This window comes from Sphingomonas sp. GM_Shp_1 (assembly GCF_026540895.1).
Lineage (GTDB): Bacteria > Pseudomonadota > Alphaproteobacteria > Sphingomonadales > Sphingomonadaceae > Sphingomonas.
Genome location: NZ_JALNUR010000017.1, coordinates 62,655 through 77,001, shown reverse-complemented (window position 1 = coordinate 77,001; position 14,347 = coordinate 62,655). Strand labels below are relative to the sequence as shown.

Sequence of the window (14,347 nt, the reverse complement as noted above, 5' to 3'; positions counted from 1 at the left end):
CGATCCCCCTCCGTCAGGCCTTCGGCCTGCCACCTCCCCGTGCCGGGGAGGATCGTGGGTCAGACCTTTTCGGTCAGTTCGGGCACGACGGTGAAGAGGTCGCCGACCAGGCCGATATCGGCCACCTGGAAGATGGGGGCATCCTCGTCCTTGTTGATCGCGACGATGATCTTGGAGTCCTTCATCCCCGCCAGATGCTGGATCGCGCCCGAGATGCCGACCGCGACGTACACTTCGGGAGCGACGATCTTGCCGGTCTGGCCGACCTGATAGTCGTTGGGGGCATAGCCCGCATCGACCGCCGCGCGGGACGCACCCACCGCCGCCCCCAGCTTGTCGGCCAGCGGGTCGATCAGCGCATGGAACTGCTCCTCCGAGCCCAGCGCCCGGCCGCCCGAGACGATGATCTTGGCGCTGGTCAGCTCGGGACGGGCATTCTCGGCCTTCTCGGCACCGACGAAGCGGGACTTGGCCGCGTCGCCCGTGGTGGCGATCGCCTCGACCTCGCCCGAACCGCCGTCCGCCGCCTTCTCGAAGGCGGTGGTACGCACCGTCAGGACCAGCTTCGTATCGCTGGTCTTCACCGTGGCGATGGCGTTGCCTGCATAGATCGGCCGGGTGAAGCTGTCCGGCCCCTCGACCGACAGGATGTCGCTGATCTGCATCACGTCGATCAGCGCGGCGACGCGCGGTGCGATGTTCTTGCCGGTGGTGGTCGAGGGCGCAAGGAAGGCGTCGTGGCTTTCCATCAGCTTGGCCACCAGCGGCGCGACGTTTTCCGCGAGCGTATTGGCATAAGCCGCGTCGTCGGCGACATGGACCTTGCCCACGCCTGCGATCTTCGCCGCTCCTTGCGCCACGCCATCCACGCCCTGCCCGGCGACGATCAGGTGCACCTCGCCCAGCTTCGCCGCCGCCGTGACGGTCGCCAGCGTGGCATCCTTGACGGCTCCGCCGTCATGCTCGACCCAAACCAGCGTCTTCACTTGGCCACTCCCAGTGCTTTGAGTTTCTCGACCAGTTCATCGACCGAGCCGACCTTGACGCCCGCCTGGCGCTTGCCCGGCTCGGCGACATGGGTGATCGTCAAACGCGGCGCGATGTCGACGCCGTAGTCAGCGGCGGTCTTGGTCGCCATCGGCTTGGACTTGGCCTTCATGATGTTGGGCAAGCTGGCATAGCGCGGCTCGTTGAGGCGCAGGTCGGTGGTGACGATGGCAGGCAAAGTCAGCGCCACCGTCTCCAGCCCGCCATCGACCTCGCGGGTGACGTTGGCGGTGTTACCCTCGATCTCGACCTTGGAGGCAAAGGTGCCTTGCGCCCAGCCCAACAGGCCCGCCAGCATCTGGCCGGTCTGGTTGTTGTCGCCGTCGATCGCCTGCTTGCCCAGGATGACGAGGCCGGGCTGTTCCTCCTCGACCACCTTGGCCAGCAGCTTGGCGACGCCGAGCGGTTCGGGGGCCTGGTCGGCGGTGATCAGCACGGCCCGGTCCGCGCCCATGGCGAGCGCGGTGCGCAGCGTGTCCGCCGCCTTGGGCTCGCCGATGGAGACGACGACCACCTCGGTCGCCGCCCCCTTCTCCTTCAGCCGGATCGCCTCTTCCACCGCGATCTCGTCAAACGGGTTCATCGACATCTTCACGTTCGCCAGGTCGACGCCCGTCCCGTCCGCCTTCACACGAGGCTTCACATTATAATCCAACACCCGCTTCACGGGCACGACGATCTTCATCGCGGTTCCTTCCCGGCTGAACAGCCAAACATGCCGCCGTCTTTGGCGGCGTTGCGAGCGCATCGCAAGACTTGCATCCCCGAACGAGAAAGGGGCCCGGACGTTTCCGCCCGAGCCCCTTATAATCGGTCCGTCAGGGCCGAAGGTGCGGATTACGCGACCTTCTGCACCTCGGCGACGATCTTCTTGGCGGCATCGCCCAGATCGTTGGCGGGGACGATGGCGAGACCCGAGTTGGCGAGGATTTCCTTGCCCTTCTCGACATTGGTGCCCTCGAGGCGGACGACCAGCGGAACCTGCAGGTTCACTTCCTTCGCCGCCGCGACGATGCCGTCGGCGATGATGTCGCAGCGCATGATGCCGCCGAAGATGTTGACCAGGATGCCCTTCACCGCCGGATCGCTCAGGATGATCTTGAACGCCGCGGTGACCTTCTCCTTGTTCGCGCCGCCGCCGACGTCGAGGAAGTTGGCCGGGAACATGCCGTTCAGCTTGATGATGTCCATCGTCGCCATGGCGAGGCCGGCGCCGTTGACCATGCAGCCGATGTCGCCGTCGAGCTTGATGTACGCCAGGTCGTACTTCGACGCCTCCAGCTCCATCGCGTCTTCTTCGGTGGTGTCGCGCAGTTCCATCAGGTCCTTGTGACGGAACATGGCGTTGCCGTCGAAGCCGACCTTGGCGTCGAGCACCATCAGCTTGCCGTCTTCGGTGACGGCGAGCGGGTTGATCTCGATCTGCTCGGCATCGGTGCCCAGGAAGGCGTCGTACAGCTTGGCGGCGACGTTGGCGGCCTGCTTGGCGAGGTCGCCGGTCAGCTCGAGCGCGGCGGCGACGGCGCGGCCGTGATGCTGCATGAAGCCGGTCGCGGTGTCGATGTCGATCGAGTGGATCTTCTCCGGCGTGTCATGCGCCACGGTCTCGATGTCCATGCCGCCCTCGGTCGAGGCGACCATCGAGACACGGCCGGTCGCGCGGTTGACGAGCAGCGCGAGGTAGAATTCCTTCGCGATGTCGACGCCGTCGGTGACGTACAGGCGGTTGACCTGCTTGCCGGCCTCACCGGTCTGGATGGTGACCAGCGTGTTGCCCAGCATGTCGGTGGCGTGCGCACGGACTTCCTCGGCGGTCTTGGCCAGGCGGACACCGCCCTTGGCGTCGGGGCCGAGTTCCTTGAACTTGCCCTTGCCGCGACCACCGGCATGGATCTGCGCCTTGACGACATAGAGCGGTCCGGGGAGCTTGGACGATGCCTCGACAGCTTCCTCGACGGTCATCGCGGCGAAGCCGGCGGGGACGGGCACGCCGAACTTGGCGAGCAATTCCTTGGCCTGATATTCGTGGATGTTCATGCGCTAGCCTTCCGCCTCTCGGGTGGTTCTAGGGAAATTGGGTGCGGCTAAAGCACAGGCGGGCGGACAAATCCACCCCGAAACGGCATTATTGCAATTGCATCGCAAGTGCGAATTACGAGGCGGCAAGCCGTTCGATCAGGGTGACGAACGGAATTACGAGCAAAAGCAGAGCAGCCGCGCTATATGGGCCGAATGCATTGGGCTCTCGGCATTCTCCTGTTCCTCGGTACCGTGATCTTCATGGAGGGGTTCGCCTATGCGGCGCATCGTTGGATCATGCACGGGCCGGGCTGGTTCCTCCACGAAAGCCATCATCGCCCGCGCACCGGCAATTGGGAACTGAACGACCTGTACGCCGCGATTTTCGCGGTGCCGTCCTTCGTGATGATCCTGGGCGGAGCGCAACTGGGCTGGTGGAGCGGCTTCACCTGGATCGGCGCGGGAATCGCGGCTTACGGCGCGATCTATTTCGGCTTTCACGATGTCATCGTGCACAAGCGGCTGCCGACCCGCTATCTGCCCAAGTCGGATTATATGAAGCGGATCATCCAGGCGCACCGGCTGCACCATGTCGTCGAAACCAAGGAGGGCACGGTCAGCTTCGGCTTTCTGGTCGCCCCCAGGCCGGAGGCGTTGAAGGCCGAACTCAAGCGGCGTTCGCGCGCCGGGGTACGCCGTCCGGTCGGGGGCGCAGCCGAACAGGACGGGCTGTTGTCGAAAAAGTAACCTTATTTCGGATAGAACCGGAGTCATGGAAAAACCGGTCTTCACCCCGCCGTTCGAGCCGGTCGCCGGCCAGGAACTCCGTCGTACCCTGCGTCATGCGGTGCGGATGCGCGCCCATCTTCGCGACAAGGGACAGACCCGGTTCGAGATCGACGTGGTCGACCTGTCGCAGCACGGTTTTCGCGCCGAAACCAGCTTTACCCTGTGGCCGGGCACGATCGTCTGGCTGACCCTGCCGGGCCTCGCCCCCATGGAGGCGGTGATCGCCTGGCGCGACGGCTTCAAATATGGCTGCGCCTTTTCCAAGCCGCTCCACCCGGCGGTGTTCGAGCATATCGCGGCGCTGGGCAACCAGTAGGGTAAGGGCTGAGCGATGAACGTGCGCTTCGACTTCGCTCAGCGTGAACGGAGCCTTGGACGTACCAGCCGCCGTTCAGCCTGAGCGAAGTCGAAGGCCACGGGATTGGACGTGGTCTCGCGATAAGGACAGGGCCGCAAGCGTTACCGCTCCTGGCCCTGTCGACAAATCAATCGAACAGGCTCGACACGCTCGTCTCGTCGGCGATGCGCTTGATCGCCTCGCCCAGCAGCGGGGCGATGGGCAGGTGGCGAATCTTGGCCGTGGCACCGATCGACTCGTGGTTGCCGATCGAGTCGGTGATGACCAGTTCGCGCAGTTCCGAGCCCTCGACCCGCGCCACCGCGCCGCCCGACAGCACGCCATGGGTGACATAGGCCACCACGTCCTCCGCCCCCGCCTGGCGGAGCGCGGCGGCGGCGTTGCACAGCGTGCCCGCCGAGTCGACGATGTCGTCGATCAGGATGCAGAAGCGGCCCTCGACGTCACCGATGATGTTCATCACCTCCGACTCGCCCGCGCGCTCGCGGCGCTTGTCGACGATGGCGAGGGGGGCGTTGTTCAGCCGCTTGGCGAGCTGGCGCGCGCGGACCACGCCGCCGACGTCGGGCGACACGACCATCAGGTTGTCGTGCTTGAAGCGCGCCAATATGTCCGCCGACATGACCGGCGCGGCATAGAGATTGTCGGTCGGGATATCGAAAAAGCCCTGAATCTGACCGGCATGCAGGTCGACCGACAGGACGCGGTCGGCACCCGCCACGGTGATCAGATTGGCGACCAGCTTGGCCGAGATCGGGGTGCGCGGACCCGGCTTCCGGTCCTGGCGCGCATAGCCGAAATAGGGGATGACCGCGGTGATCCGCCGCGCCGACGCGCGCTTCAGCGCGTCGATCATGATCAGCAATTCCATGAGGTTGTCGTTGACCGGATAGCCGGTCGACTGGATCACGAACACGTCCTCGCCGCGCACATTCTCCTGGATCTCGACGAAGATTTCCTCATCGGCGAAACGGCGCACCAAAGCCTCGGTCAGCGGCACCTCCAGATAGGAGGAAACGGCCTTCGCCAGCGGCAGGTTCGAATTGCCGGTCATCAATTTCATGGTGGTACCCCGTCCCCGCAGACAGCCCTTCAGTCGCGGCCCCTTTAATCGCGCTGTCACAATAGCGCAAAGGTGATTCCCCGATTATGGGCAAGCATCATGACCGTGACCCGTTTCGCTCCCTCGCCCACCGGGCGGCTGCATGTCGGCAATATCCGCACCGCGCTGCACAATTGGATGTACGCGCAAAAGGCTGGCGGGCGCTTCCTGCTGCGCATCGACGACACCGATGCCGAGCGGAGCGAGGAACGCTATGTCGAGGCGATCCGGGCGGATTTGGCCTGGCTGGGGCTGATCCCCGATGCCGAGGTGCGCCAGTCGCAGCGTTTCGCCTTGTATGAAGCGCGGTTCGCCGACTTGGTCGCGGGCGGCCATGTCTATCCGGCCTATGAGAGCGCGCAGGAACTCGATCTGAAGCGCAAGATTCAGCTCGGGCGCGGCCTGCCGCCGGTGTACGATCGTGCCGCGCTGTCGCTGACCGAAGAGGATCGCGCCAAGCTGGAGGCCGAGGGCGTTCGCCCGCATTGGCGCTTCAAGCTGGATCATGGCGCGCCGATCGAATGGGACGATGCGGTGCGTGGGCCCCAGCGCTTCGACCCCGCGACGATGAGCGATCCCGTCATCCGCCGTGCCGACGGGACATGGCTTTATATGCTGCCCTCGGTGATCGACGATATCGACATGGGCGTGACCCAGGTGGTGCGCGGCGAGGATCACGTCTCCAACACCGCACTCCAGATTCAGATGTTCCAGGCGCTGAAGGCGGAACTGCCGCGCTTCGCCCATGCGGCACTGCTGACCGGCAACGAGGGCAAGCTGTCCAAGCGACTCGGCTCGCTGGGCGTCGATCATTTCCGCGAGATCGGGATCGAGGCGCAGGCGGTGCGCGCGCTTCTCGCCCGGATCGGGACCAGCGATCCGGTCGAGCCGGTCGCCGACATGGCTCCGCTGATCGCCGGGTTCGACTTTGCCCGCTTCGGTCGTGCGCCCGCGCGCTTCGATGAGGCGGAGTTGGCGCAGTTGAACGCGCGCATCCTCAACCAGACGCCCTATGAAGCGGTCGCCGATCGGCTGCCGACTGGTATGGGCGAGGTGGAGTGGGAAGCGGTGCGCCCTAACCTCTACACCGTCGCCGAGGCCGCCGACTGGTGGCAGGTGATCGAGGGGCCGGTCGATGCGCCCGCCCCGTCCGAGGAGGATCGAGCCTATCTGACCCAGGCGGCGGAGGTTGCCGCGCGGATCGACTGGGCGACCGATCCCTGGCACGCGCTGACCGCCGCGCTGAAGGACGCGACGGGGCGCAAGGGCAAGGCGCTATTCCTGCCGCTGCGACTCGCGCTGACCGGCCGCGCGCAGGGGCCGGACATGGCCGCGCTGCTGCCGCTGATCGGGCGCGAGCGGACGATCGCGCGGCTGAACGGCTGATTTACCGCCCCACCTTCCATTCCCGCACCCCTTCGCCCACATAGGGCCCAGCAACACATGAAGGAGCGTCTTTTGGCCACGTTGGGAATGTCGCCCGCCGACAAGGAAGCCGTCACCGCCTTCCGCCGCGATGTCGTCGAGCCGTCGATGACCAAGCTGGTCATCCTCGATTTCTGGGCGGAATGGTGCGGCCCGTGCAAGGCGCTGGGCCCGACCCTGGAGAAGGTCGCGGAGGCCTATGCCGACAAGGGCGTGGTGCTGGCCAAGATCGACACCGACAAGAACCAGTTCATCGCCAACCAATTCCAGATCCGCTCGATCCCGACCGTCTATGCGATGTTCCAGGGCCAGCTGGTCGCCGACCTGACCAGCGCGCGCACGGAAAGCGCGTTGCGCGCGACGCTGGACCAGTTGCTCAAGCAATTGCCGATCCAGTCGGAGGCGGCGGACGCGGCAGCCGAGCTGGAACCGCTGATCGCGATGGGCGAGGAAGTGCTGGAGGCGGGCGACGCCGAGCGCGCCTTGTCGATCTTCGAGCAGTTGCTCGACATGGCGCCCGAGCATCCCGCGGTGCTGTCGGGTCGTATCCGCGCGCTGATCGCCGCCGGGCGAGTCGAGGAGGCCGAAGCCGCGACCGAGGCGCTGCCCGAGGGGCTCGCCAACGATCCCGCCATCCACCGCGCGGTGGCCGCCGTGGCGCTGGCGCGTTCGGCCCCTCCGGCGGCGGACTATGCCGATCTGGCGGCCGAGGTCGCGGCCAATCCCGACGATCACGAAAAGCGTTTCGCCCTGGCCAACGCGCAGATGGCGGCGGGCGACCGCGACGGCGCGGCGGACAACCTCCTCCACATCGTCGCCGCCGACCGTAGCTGGAACGAGGATGCCGCGCGCCAGCAACTGCTCAAGCTGTTCGAGGTGGTCGGCATGACCGACCCCTGGGTGTCGCAGCAGCGGCGGCGGCTGTCCGCCATCCTGTTCGGATAAGGGGGGTGGCGCGGCTCTCGATCTTTCCGCTGGCGGGTGCGATTCTCTTTCCGGGGATGCCGCTCCCGCTGCATATCTTCGAGCCGCGCTACCGGGCGCTCGTCTCCGACGCCATGGCGCGCGATCGACGGATCGGCATGGTCCAACCCTCGGGCGAGGGCGATACGCCCAGCCTCTATCAACTGGGATGCGTCGGACGCATCGCCGAGGTCGAGGCGATGGAGGATGGCCGCTACAATCTGGTGCTGGAGGGCGTGTCGCTGTTCCGCATCGTCCGCGAGTTGGAGGTGACGACGCCGTTCCGCCAGGTCGAGGCGGAGCTGCTGCCGGTGGTGGACGAGGATTTGTTGTCGCTGGGTCGCCGCGCCTCGCTGGAACAGGAATCGCGCCGCTTCGCCGAGCTACAGGGCTATGCGGTCGATTGGGACGCGGTCGGGCGGCTGGATGACGAGAGCCTGGTCAACGGCATCGCCCAGATCGCGCCCTTCGACGTGGCGGCGAAACAGGCGCTGCTGGAGGCGGTCGACCTGGAACAGCGCGCCGAGCTGATCATCCAGTTGATGCAATTCTTCGGTCGCCATGACGGCGAGGATCGGGTGACGTTGCAATGAGCCTGGACCCATGGTTGCTCGAACGATTGGTGTGCCCGGTCACCCGGACGCCTTTGCGTTATGATGAAGACGCCCAGGAACTGGTGTCGAAGGCGGCGGGGCTGGCCTATCCGATCCGGGACGGGGTGCCGGTGATGCTGGTCGAGGAAGCGCGGGAGATTTGATCCCCCGGCCCCTGTCCAGTCTATTCCCCCTCCGTTCAGCCTGAGCAAAGTCGAAGGCCAAGGGAATCCCTGGCCGCCAACGTGGAACGTGCACTTCAACTTCGCTCAGTGCGAACGGGCCGGGGAGGGGGGCACGCCCGGTGGGAACGGAGGGTGGGATGTCTCCTCAGACCAACCGCCCCACCAACGCCATCACCACGATCACCAGCGCCGCCACGCTGGAATAGAAGGTCAACGCGAATCCGAACGCCCGTGCCGCCGCGCCGCGTGCGTAACTGGCCCAGAACAGCGTCCGCCCCACCGAGAACAGCGCGGCGAGCGTCGGGATCATCGCCCCCGATCCCTCCACCACCCAGGCGAGCGCGAGATAGGCCGGGATGGCCAGCACCACCTGCTCCAGCGTGTTGCGCAGCACCGCATTGGCCATCGCGACCCGTGGCGAGTCGCCGCTACCGCCCGCCGCCGCATCGATATCGGCGGGCGAATCGAAACGCAGCGCCGCGACATGCCCGATCGCCGCCGCCAGCCACAGCGCCGCGACCGTCGCCGCCGCGACCGCGCGCAGTACCCGGTCGGTGGAGGACAGCGTGCTCCCCACGCTCCAACTCACCGCCAGCGTCAGGATCACGACCGCCAGCGCGGCGGCCATGCCGCGCGCGACGCCGGTCTGGCGACGGTCTTTTACGGGTCCGCGAACGGGGCGGGTGGGGTGGCCGGGATCATCAGGCCCAGGGATCATAGCTGCCGAAACTCCAGACATGGCCTTCGGGATCGCGTGCGGTGTAGGCGCGGCCGCCATAGGGCTTGTCCTCGGGCTCCGCGAGGATCGTGGCCCCCGCCGCCCGGGCGCGCTCGGCATGGTCGTCGACATCCGGCACGACCAGATACAGCTCCATGGTGACGCCGCCTGCCTGGGCCGGGGTCCTCGATCCGGCCAAGACACTATGGTCGGTATGGAGCGCGCTCGACACCATCACCATACGGTCCTGCCGGAGCAGTTGCGCGTGATGGATGATACGCGGGTCGTCCGGATCGGCGAAGACCGACTGCCGCACGAACCCGAAGGCTTCGCAAAGAAAGATGATGGCGCGGGCCGCGTCCTCGTACCGAAGGCAGGGGATGATCTCGTGCCGCATCGCCATTCACCTCATGTGGGTCACACCATCACGCCCTGCAACAGGCGCGGCAATTGCCCGGTCTCGCCGCGCGCCTCGGCCATGAAGCGGTCTTTCAGCGGCGGGATATGGTTGATCGCGGTGATGCCCAGCCGCCGGATCGCGCTGGCGGTCTTGCCGGGGATGCCGAAGATGCGGTTGAAGCTGTCGGTCGCCACCGACACCATCAGCGTGTCGAGCCCGCGCCATTGCTGATAGCGCTGGAGCAACGCCGCATCCCCCAGGTCCATGCCGGTCCGCTTGCCCTCGACCAGCACCTCGACCAGTGCGGCGACGTCACGGTAGCCGAGGTTCACGCCCTGCCCCGCGATCGGGTGGATGCCATGCGCCGAGTCGCCGACCAGCACCAGCCGCTCGCCCGTCATCGTCGCGGCGCGGTGGAAGCCCAGCGGATAGGCGGAACGGGGGCCGGCATGGGATAGCGTGCCCAGGAACCCGCCCATGCTCTTCTCCGCCTCGGCCAGAAAGGCGCGGTCGGAGAGTTTCAGCATCGCATCCCCATCGCGTCCCGGCACTGACCAGACGATCGCCGAGCGATGCCCGACCTCGTCATCGGGCAGCGGCAGCAGCGCGAACGGGCCGCTGGGGTAGAAGATCTCGAAGGCGATATTCTCGTGGGCGACCTCGTGGTGGAAGGCGCTGATGATCGCCTTATGGTCATAGGACCAGCGCGCGACCTTGATCCCGGCGGCGTCGCGGGTCGGCGACTGGCGCCCCTCGGCGGCGACCAGCAGGGGCGCACGGACGGTGGTGCCGTCGCTCAACTGCGCGGTGACGCCCGCCGGGCCGCGCTCGACCGAAACCGCGCGGGTCTGCATCCGCAGATCGACCAGCTCCGCCTCCTTGGCGGCCTCGTGGATCGCGCGGCGGAGCAGCTTGTTCTCGAACATCGTGCCCAGCGCGCCGTCATCGGCGTCGGGAATGAAGTCGAGCGCGCCGGGCTCCAGCCCGTCGCTGACCCGGATGTGCCGGATCTCGCAGCCTTGTTCCGCCAGCTTCGCGCCGATCCCGATCGCATCCAGCATCCGCCAGCTCGCTGAGGCGACGGCGGAGGCACGGCCGTCGAAGCCGGGGGCCAGGATCACCGCCGGATCGGCGGGATCGATGATGATCGAGGAAAGGCCATGCGCGGCCAGCCCGACGCCGAGCGTCGCCCCGACCAGGCCGCCGCCGAGGATGATGACGTCGCTATCCATGGACATGCTCCTAGCCCTTCCTGTCGTGCCAAACAATGTGGCAGGCGCTCGCGCCTTGACGTGGGAACCGTCAGAGGCGATGAATTTTCCCGGATTTTCGCACATTCCTGAAGGACAACACCCATGGCCAGCCGCGCGCAGCCGGTTCTATGGCGCGAGACGGTGAAGGCGGGGGCGGTGCGCAGCGGCGCGCTGGTCACGGCGATCGCCCTTTTCGCCGTCACGCTGATGCTGGTGCTGGCACTGGCCAGCTACCGGGCGAGCGACCCCGCGCTCAACACCGCCTCGGGCGCGGTGCCCGCCAACTGGCTGGGCACGCCCGGCGCCTGGATCGCCGATATCGCGCTGACCCTGTTCGGCCCCGCCGTCGCGCTGATCCTGCCGGTCGGGCCGATCGTCGCCACCCGACTGTGGCGCGACCGCCCGGCGGGGCGCTGGGTGCGGATGCTGCGCCAGGCGGTGATCGGCGTGGCGCTGATGGCCTGTGCCCTGTCCTTCGTCTCCGACTCGGCGGTGCTGGCGCTGCCCGCCGGATGGGGCGGGGTGATCGGGCTGTCGGTCGCCGGTCTGGTGCGCTGGGCGCTGGGGTTCAGCGGGCAGGCGCCGGTCGTGACCTGGGGCTCGGCGGTCGCGGGGCTCGCCTTCGGGCTGGGCGGCGCGCTGATCTGGGGCCGCAGCCTGGAACTCGACCTGGCCGAGCGCGGGCTGGCGCGGCTGCGCCGTCGCCGCGCGGTGAGCGAGGATGGCGAGGCGCTGCCCTGGGACGATGAGGACGAGGCGCTGTATGACGAGGAGGAGGAAGAGGAGCCGCTGACCCTGGCGCGCAAGGCCGTGCCGGTGCGCGAGGAACGCCCCGCTCCGGTCATCGCCGACCGCCAGATCGCGCCCGCCCCGGCGCGTCCCAAGGCGGCGGCGGACCGCGATGCGCCGTACCAACTTCCCAGCCTCGACCTGCTGACGCCCGCCCCGCCGACGCCTGCGGGCACCATCGACAAGGCCGGACTGGAGCGCAATGCGCGCCTGCTGGAGAATGTGCTCGACGATTTCCGCGTCCAGGGCGCGATCGTCGAGGTGCGCCCCGGCCCCGTCGTCACCATGTACGAGCTGGAGCCTGCGCCGGGCATCAAGGCCAACCGCGTCATCGCGCTGGCCGACGATATCGCGCGCAACATGTCCGCCATCTCGGCGCGCGTCGCGGTGATTCCGGGGCGCAACGTGATCGGCATCGAACTGCCCAACGCCAAGCGCGAGATGGTGTCGCTGCACGAACTCGCCGCGTCGCAGAGCTTTGCCGACCAAGCCGCGCAATTGCCCATCATCCTGGGCAAGAATATCGCGGGCGACCCCGTCGTCGCCGACCTCGCCCCCATGCCGCATCTGCTGGTCGCAGGGACGACCGGCTCGGGCAAGTCGGTGGGTCTCAACGGCATGATCCTGTCGCTGCTCTACCGCCTGACGCCCGAGCAGTGCCGGATGATCATGATCGACCCCAAGATGCTCGAACTGTCGATGTATGACGATATCCCGCATCTGTTGTCGCCGGTCGTCACCGATCCGGCCAAGGCGGTCCGCGCGTTGAAATGGGCGGTCGAGACGATGGAGGACCGGTATCGGCAGATGTCCTCGGTCGGGGTGCGCAGCCTCGCCAGCTTCAACGACAAGGTGCGTGCGGCCAAGGCCAAGGGGCAACCGCTTGGGCGCAAGGTGCAGACGGGCTATCACCCCGAGACCGGCCAGCCGGTCTATGAGGAAGAAAAGCTCGAATACGAACCGCTGCCCCAGATCGTCGTGATCGTCGACGAGCTGGCCGACCTGATGATGACCGCGGGCAAGGAAGTCGAATTCCTGATCCAGCGCCTGGCGCAAAAGGCGCGCGCGGCGGGCATCCACCTGATCATGGCGACGCAGCGGCCGTCGGTCGACGTCATCACCGGCGTCATCAAGGCGAACCTGCCGACCCGGATCAGCTTCCACGTCACGTCCAAGATCGACTCGCGCACCATTCTGGGTGAGCAGGGGGCGGAGCAACTGCTCGGGCGCGGTGACATGCTCTACATGCCGGGCGGCAAGGGGATCGTCCGCGTCCACGGGCCCTTCGTCTCGGACGACGAGGTGCACCGCGTGGCCGATCACTGGCGCTCGCAAGGACAGCCCGATTACATCTCCTCGGTCACCGAGGAACCGGCGGAAAGCTTCGCGCTCGATGGTGCACCCACGGGTGAGGACTCGGCGGAGGACCAGCAGTACCGCGCCGCGATCCAGCTGGTGTGCGAGAGCCAGAAGGCCTCGACCTCCTGGCTCCAGCGGCAGTTGCGGATCGGCTATAATTCCGCCGCGCGCCTCATCGAGCGGATGGAAACGGACGGCATCGTCGGGCGGCCGGACCATGTCGGACGACGCGAAGTGCTGCGCGATACCGACGGGCATCCGATCTAGGGCCGATCGACATTCACTCTATTCCTCCCCTGGAAGGGGAGGTGGCAGACCGAAGGCCTGACGGAGGGGTGTCCCCGTTGGAGAGATCAACCAAACTCACGGCTGGTTACACCCCTCCACCATGCTTCGCATGGTTCCCCTCCCCTTGCAGGGGAGGAATACAGATCGCGCAGCCTGAATGTCGACCGGTCCTAGGCCCACCTCCGTTCGCACTGAGCGAAGTCGAAGTGCACGCTGTACGCGTTGGCCTTCGACCGCGCTCAGGCTGAACGGATGGTCGGATTAAGACCCCGCCGCCTTCAACGTTGCCGAATCGATATGCCAGCGTAGCTGCTCCGCGCTCGCGCCGGGCACGTCGTTGACCCGGCGCAGGACATATCGGCCGACGAAGCGCTGCCGCCGCCCATCGTCCAGTTGCGCATCCACCGTCACCGGCACGGTCGCATAGATCGATCCGGCCGCCCCCTCGCTGGGCGGCATTTTACCGATCGTCACGCGGGTCGCGCGGGTATCGGCGAAGCCCTTCTGGAAATCGGCGAAGCGCTGACCGGGTCGCCCGTCATTGCCCCATTGAATCCAGGCGGTGGCATAGTCGTGCGCGTTGATCGCCGAGTAATAGCGCCGGACGACCGCAGCGGCGGCGGCGTCGCTCTTGGGATCGACCGAACAGCCGTCGGTCTTGGCGGCATCGTCGCCCAGCAGCGCGCAACTCCGTGCGATCTCGTCCTCGATGATCGCGCAGCTATTGGCGGTGTTGCACGGCGGATGGGTGGCGGGCGAGACCGAGGTGCAGATTCCCACCAGCTTTTGCGCGGCGGCCTGCCCCCGTTCGGCGGAGCAGGACAACACCGAGTCCGCGCGGGGCGAAGCCGCCGTCCTTATCGGCGCGGGCAGCGCGGCATTGTCGGGCCGGTCGCCTGCGGGTTCGGGCGATGGGGCGCTGCTATTGACGCTGTAGGTCTTGTCGTCGGTTGTGCCCTGCCCGCCACAGGCGGCCAAAGGCATGAGCAGTGCCAGCGCGAGCCACGGGGCAATGCGGGAATCGATAGGGATCACCATGTCTCTCCGGCCTTGGGAGTC

15 protein-coding genes are annotated in these 14,347 nt (G+C 66.9%); 7 read left to right on the top strand and 8 right to left on the bottom strand.

Translation table 11 applies throughout. The features are described 5' to 3' along the window. Window positions 1-59 precede the first annotated feature (59 nt). The 3 genes from OXQ33_RS10615 to sucC all read right to left on the bottom strand — a co-directional run bounded on the left by OXQ33_RS10615 (window position 60) and on the right by sucC (window position 3,084). Complete coding sequence (locus tag OXQ33_RS10615) at window positions 60-986, bottom strand: electron transfer flavoprotein subunit alpha/FixB family protein (RefSeq protein ID WP_267434647.1); 927 nt, start codon at window positions 984-986, stop codon at window positions 60-62. Beyond that, window positions 983-1,732, bottom strand: a complete 750-nt coding sequence (locus OXQ33_RS10610; protein WP_267434646.1) for an electron transfer flavoprotein subunit beta/FixA family protein — start codon at window positions 1,730-1,732, stop codon at window positions 983-985. The genes OXQ33_RS10615 and OXQ33_RS10610 overlap by 4 nt, the downstream gene beginning before the upstream one ends. Window positions 1,733-1,884: 152 nt before the next feature. Continuing rightward, the gene (gene sucC / locus OXQ33_RS10605) at window positions 1,885-3,084 is read right to left on the bottom strand and encodes an ADP-forming succinate--CoA ligase subunit beta (protein WP_267434645.1); all 1,200 of its coding nucleotides are present in this window, start codon (window positions 3,082-3,084) and stop codon (window positions 1,885-1,887) included. Between the two features lie 195 nt (window positions 3,085-3,279). Here sucC and OXQ33_RS10600 point away from each other — a divergent pair, with 195 nt between their 5' ends. Together OXQ33_RS10600 and OXQ33_RS10595 are read left to right on the top strand one after the other, a co-directional pair. Then, window positions 3,280-3,813, top strand: coding sequence for a sterol desaturase family protein (locus OXQ33_RS10600; RefSeq protein ID WP_267434644.1), 534 nt, complete (start codon window positions 3,280-3,282; stop codon window positions 3,811-3,813). A gap of 25 nt (window positions 3,814-3,838) precedes the next feature. Next, window positions 3,839-4,171: a PilZ domain-containing protein gene (locus tag OXQ33_RS10595; protein WP_267434643.1), complete on the top strand. Its 333-nt coding sequence runs from the start codon at window positions 3,839-3,841 to the stop codon at window positions 4,169-4,171. Window positions 4,172-4,340: 169 nt separating this feature from the next. On the opposite strand, the gene OXQ33_RS10590 is transcribed toward OXQ33_RS10595, so the two are convergent. After that, window positions 4,341-5,276: a ribose-phosphate pyrophosphokinase gene (locus OXQ33_RS10590; RefSeq protein WP_267434642.1), complete on the bottom strand. Its 936-nt coding sequence runs from the start codon at window positions 5,274-5,276 to the stop codon at window positions 4,341-4,343. 99 nt (window positions 5,277-5,375) lie between these two features. On the opposite strand from OXQ33_RS10590, the gene gltX reads away from it, so the two are divergent. The 4 genes from gltX (at window position 5,376) to OXQ33_RS10570 (ending at window position 8,460) form a co-directional block, all read left to right on the top strand. Beyond that, window positions 5,376-6,701, top strand: coding sequence for a glutamate--tRNA ligase (gene gltX, locus OXQ33_RS10585; RefSeq protein ID WP_267434641.1), 1,326 nt, complete (start codon window positions 5,376-5,378; stop codon window positions 6,699-6,701). Window positions 6,702-6,788: 87 nt separating this feature from the next. Beyond that, entirely contained in the window at window positions 6,789-7,685 is an 897-nt protein-coding gene (locus OXQ33_RS10580; protein ID WP_267434658.1) for a tetratricopeptide repeat protein, read from the top strand. A gap of 5 nt (window positions 7,686-7,690) precedes the next feature. Continuing rightward, complete coding sequence (locus OXQ33_RS10575; RefSeq protein WP_267434640.1) at window positions 7,691-8,296, top strand: LON peptidase substrate-binding domain-containing protein; 606 nt, start codon at window positions 7,691-7,693, stop codon at window positions 8,294-8,296. Then, window positions 8,293-8,460, top strand: a complete 168-nt coding sequence (locus OXQ33_RS10570) for a Trm112 family protein (RefSeq protein WP_267434639.1) — start codon at window positions 8,293-8,295, stop codon at window positions 8,458-8,460. The genes OXQ33_RS10575 and OXQ33_RS10570 overlap by 4 nt, the downstream gene beginning before the upstream one ends. A 166-nt stretch (window positions 8,461-8,626) precedes the next feature. Here the strand turns inward: OXQ33_RS10570 and OXQ33_RS10565 are convergent, their stop codons facing one another. Genes OXQ33_RS10565 through OXQ33_RS10555 form a run of 3 tightly spaced genes read right to left on the bottom strand, consistent with a single transcriptional unit; the run spans window position 8,627 to window position 10,831 of the window. Then, complete coding sequence (locus OXQ33_RS10565; RefSeq protein ID WP_267434638.1) at window positions 8,627-9,199, bottom strand: MAPEG family protein; 573 nt, start codon at window positions 9,197-9,199, stop codon at window positions 8,627-8,629. Beyond that, window positions 9,183-9,596: a VOC family protein gene (locus tag OXQ33_RS10560; RefSeq protein ID WP_267434657.1), complete on the bottom strand. Its 414-nt coding sequence runs from the start codon at window positions 9,594-9,596 to the stop codon at window positions 9,183-9,185. The genes OXQ33_RS10565 and OXQ33_RS10560 overlap by 17 nt, the downstream gene beginning before the upstream one ends. A gap of 20 nt (window positions 9,597-9,616) precedes the next feature. Then, window positions 9,617-10,831, bottom strand: a complete 1,215-nt coding sequence (locus OXQ33_RS10555; RefSeq protein WP_267434637.1) for a UbiH/UbiF/VisC/COQ6 family ubiquinone biosynthesis hydroxylase — start codon at window positions 10,829-10,831, stop codon at window positions 9,617-9,619. Between the two features lie 123 nt (window positions 10,832-10,954). On the opposite strand from OXQ33_RS10555, the gene OXQ33_RS10550 reads away from it, so the two are divergent. After that, window positions 10,955-13,267 (top strand): DNA translocase FtsK, encoded by a 2,313-nt coding sequence (locus OXQ33_RS10550; protein WP_267434636.1) that lies wholly within the window; start codon window positions 10,955-10,957, stop codon window positions 13,265-13,267. Between the two features lie 282 nt (window positions 13,268-13,549). On the opposite strand, the gene OXQ33_RS10545 is transcribed toward OXQ33_RS10550, so the two are convergent. Continuing rightward, window positions 13,550-14,326 carry a hypothetical protein gene (locus OXQ33_RS10545; protein ID WP_267434635.1) on the bottom strand — a complete coding sequence of 259 codons (777 nt, stop codon included), beginning with the start codon at window positions 14,324-14,326 and terminating at the stop codon, window positions 13,550-13,552. Between the last annotated feature and the right edge of the window lie 21 nt (window positions 14,327-14,347).

Coding starts and splice junctions, on each gene's coding strand:
- sucC (WP_267434645.1), bottom strand. CDS start 3,084: ATGAACATCCACGAATATCAGGCCAAGGAATTGCTCGCCAAGTTCGGC.
- OXQ33_RS10595 (WP_267434643.1), top strand. CDS start 3,839: ATGGAAAAACCGGTCTTCACCCCGCCGTTCGAGCCGGTCGCCGGCCAG.
- OXQ33_RS10590 (WP_267434642.1), bottom strand. CDS start 5,276: ATGAAATTGATGACCGGCAATTCGAACCTGCCGCTGGCGAAGGCCGTT.
- OXQ33_RS10600 (WP_267434644.1), top strand. CDS start 3,280: ATGCATTGGGCTCTCGGCATTCTCCTGTTCCTCGGTACCGTGATCTTC.
- OXQ33_RS10545 (WP_267434635.1), bottom strand. CDS start 14,326: ATGGTGATCCCTATCGATTCCCGCATTGCCCCGTGGCTCGCGCTGGCA.
- gltX (WP_267434641.1), top strand. CDS start 5,376: ATGACCGTGACCCGTTTCGCTCCCTCGCCCACCGGGCGGCTGCATGTC.
- OXQ33_RS10565 (WP_267434638.1), bottom strand. CDS start 9,199: ATGATCCCTGGGCCTGATGATCCCGGCCACCCCACCCGCCCCGTTCGC.
- OXQ33_RS10555 (WP_267434637.1), bottom strand. CDS start 10,831: ATGGATAGCGACGTCATCATCCTCGGCGGCGGCCTGGTCGGGGCGACG.
- OXQ33_RS10550 (WP_267434636.1), top strand. CDS start 10,955: ATGGCCAGCCGCGCGCAGCCGGTTCTATGGCGCGAGACGGTGAAGGCG.
- OXQ33_RS10610 (WP_267434646.1), bottom strand. CDS start 1,732: ATGAAGATCGTCGTGCCCGTGAAGCGGGTGTTGGATTATAATGTGAAG.
- OXQ33_RS10560 (WP_267434657.1), bottom strand. CDS start 9,596: ATGCGGCACGAGATCATCCCCTGCCTTCGGTACGAGGACGCGGCCCGC.
- OXQ33_RS10570 (WP_267434639.1), top strand. CDS start 8,293: ATGAGCCTGGACCCATGGTTGCTCGAACGATTGGTGTGCCCGGTCACC.
- OXQ33_RS10580 (WP_267434658.1), top strand. CDS start 6,789: ATGTCGCCCGCCGACAAGGAAGCCGTCACCGCCTTCCGCCGCGATGTC.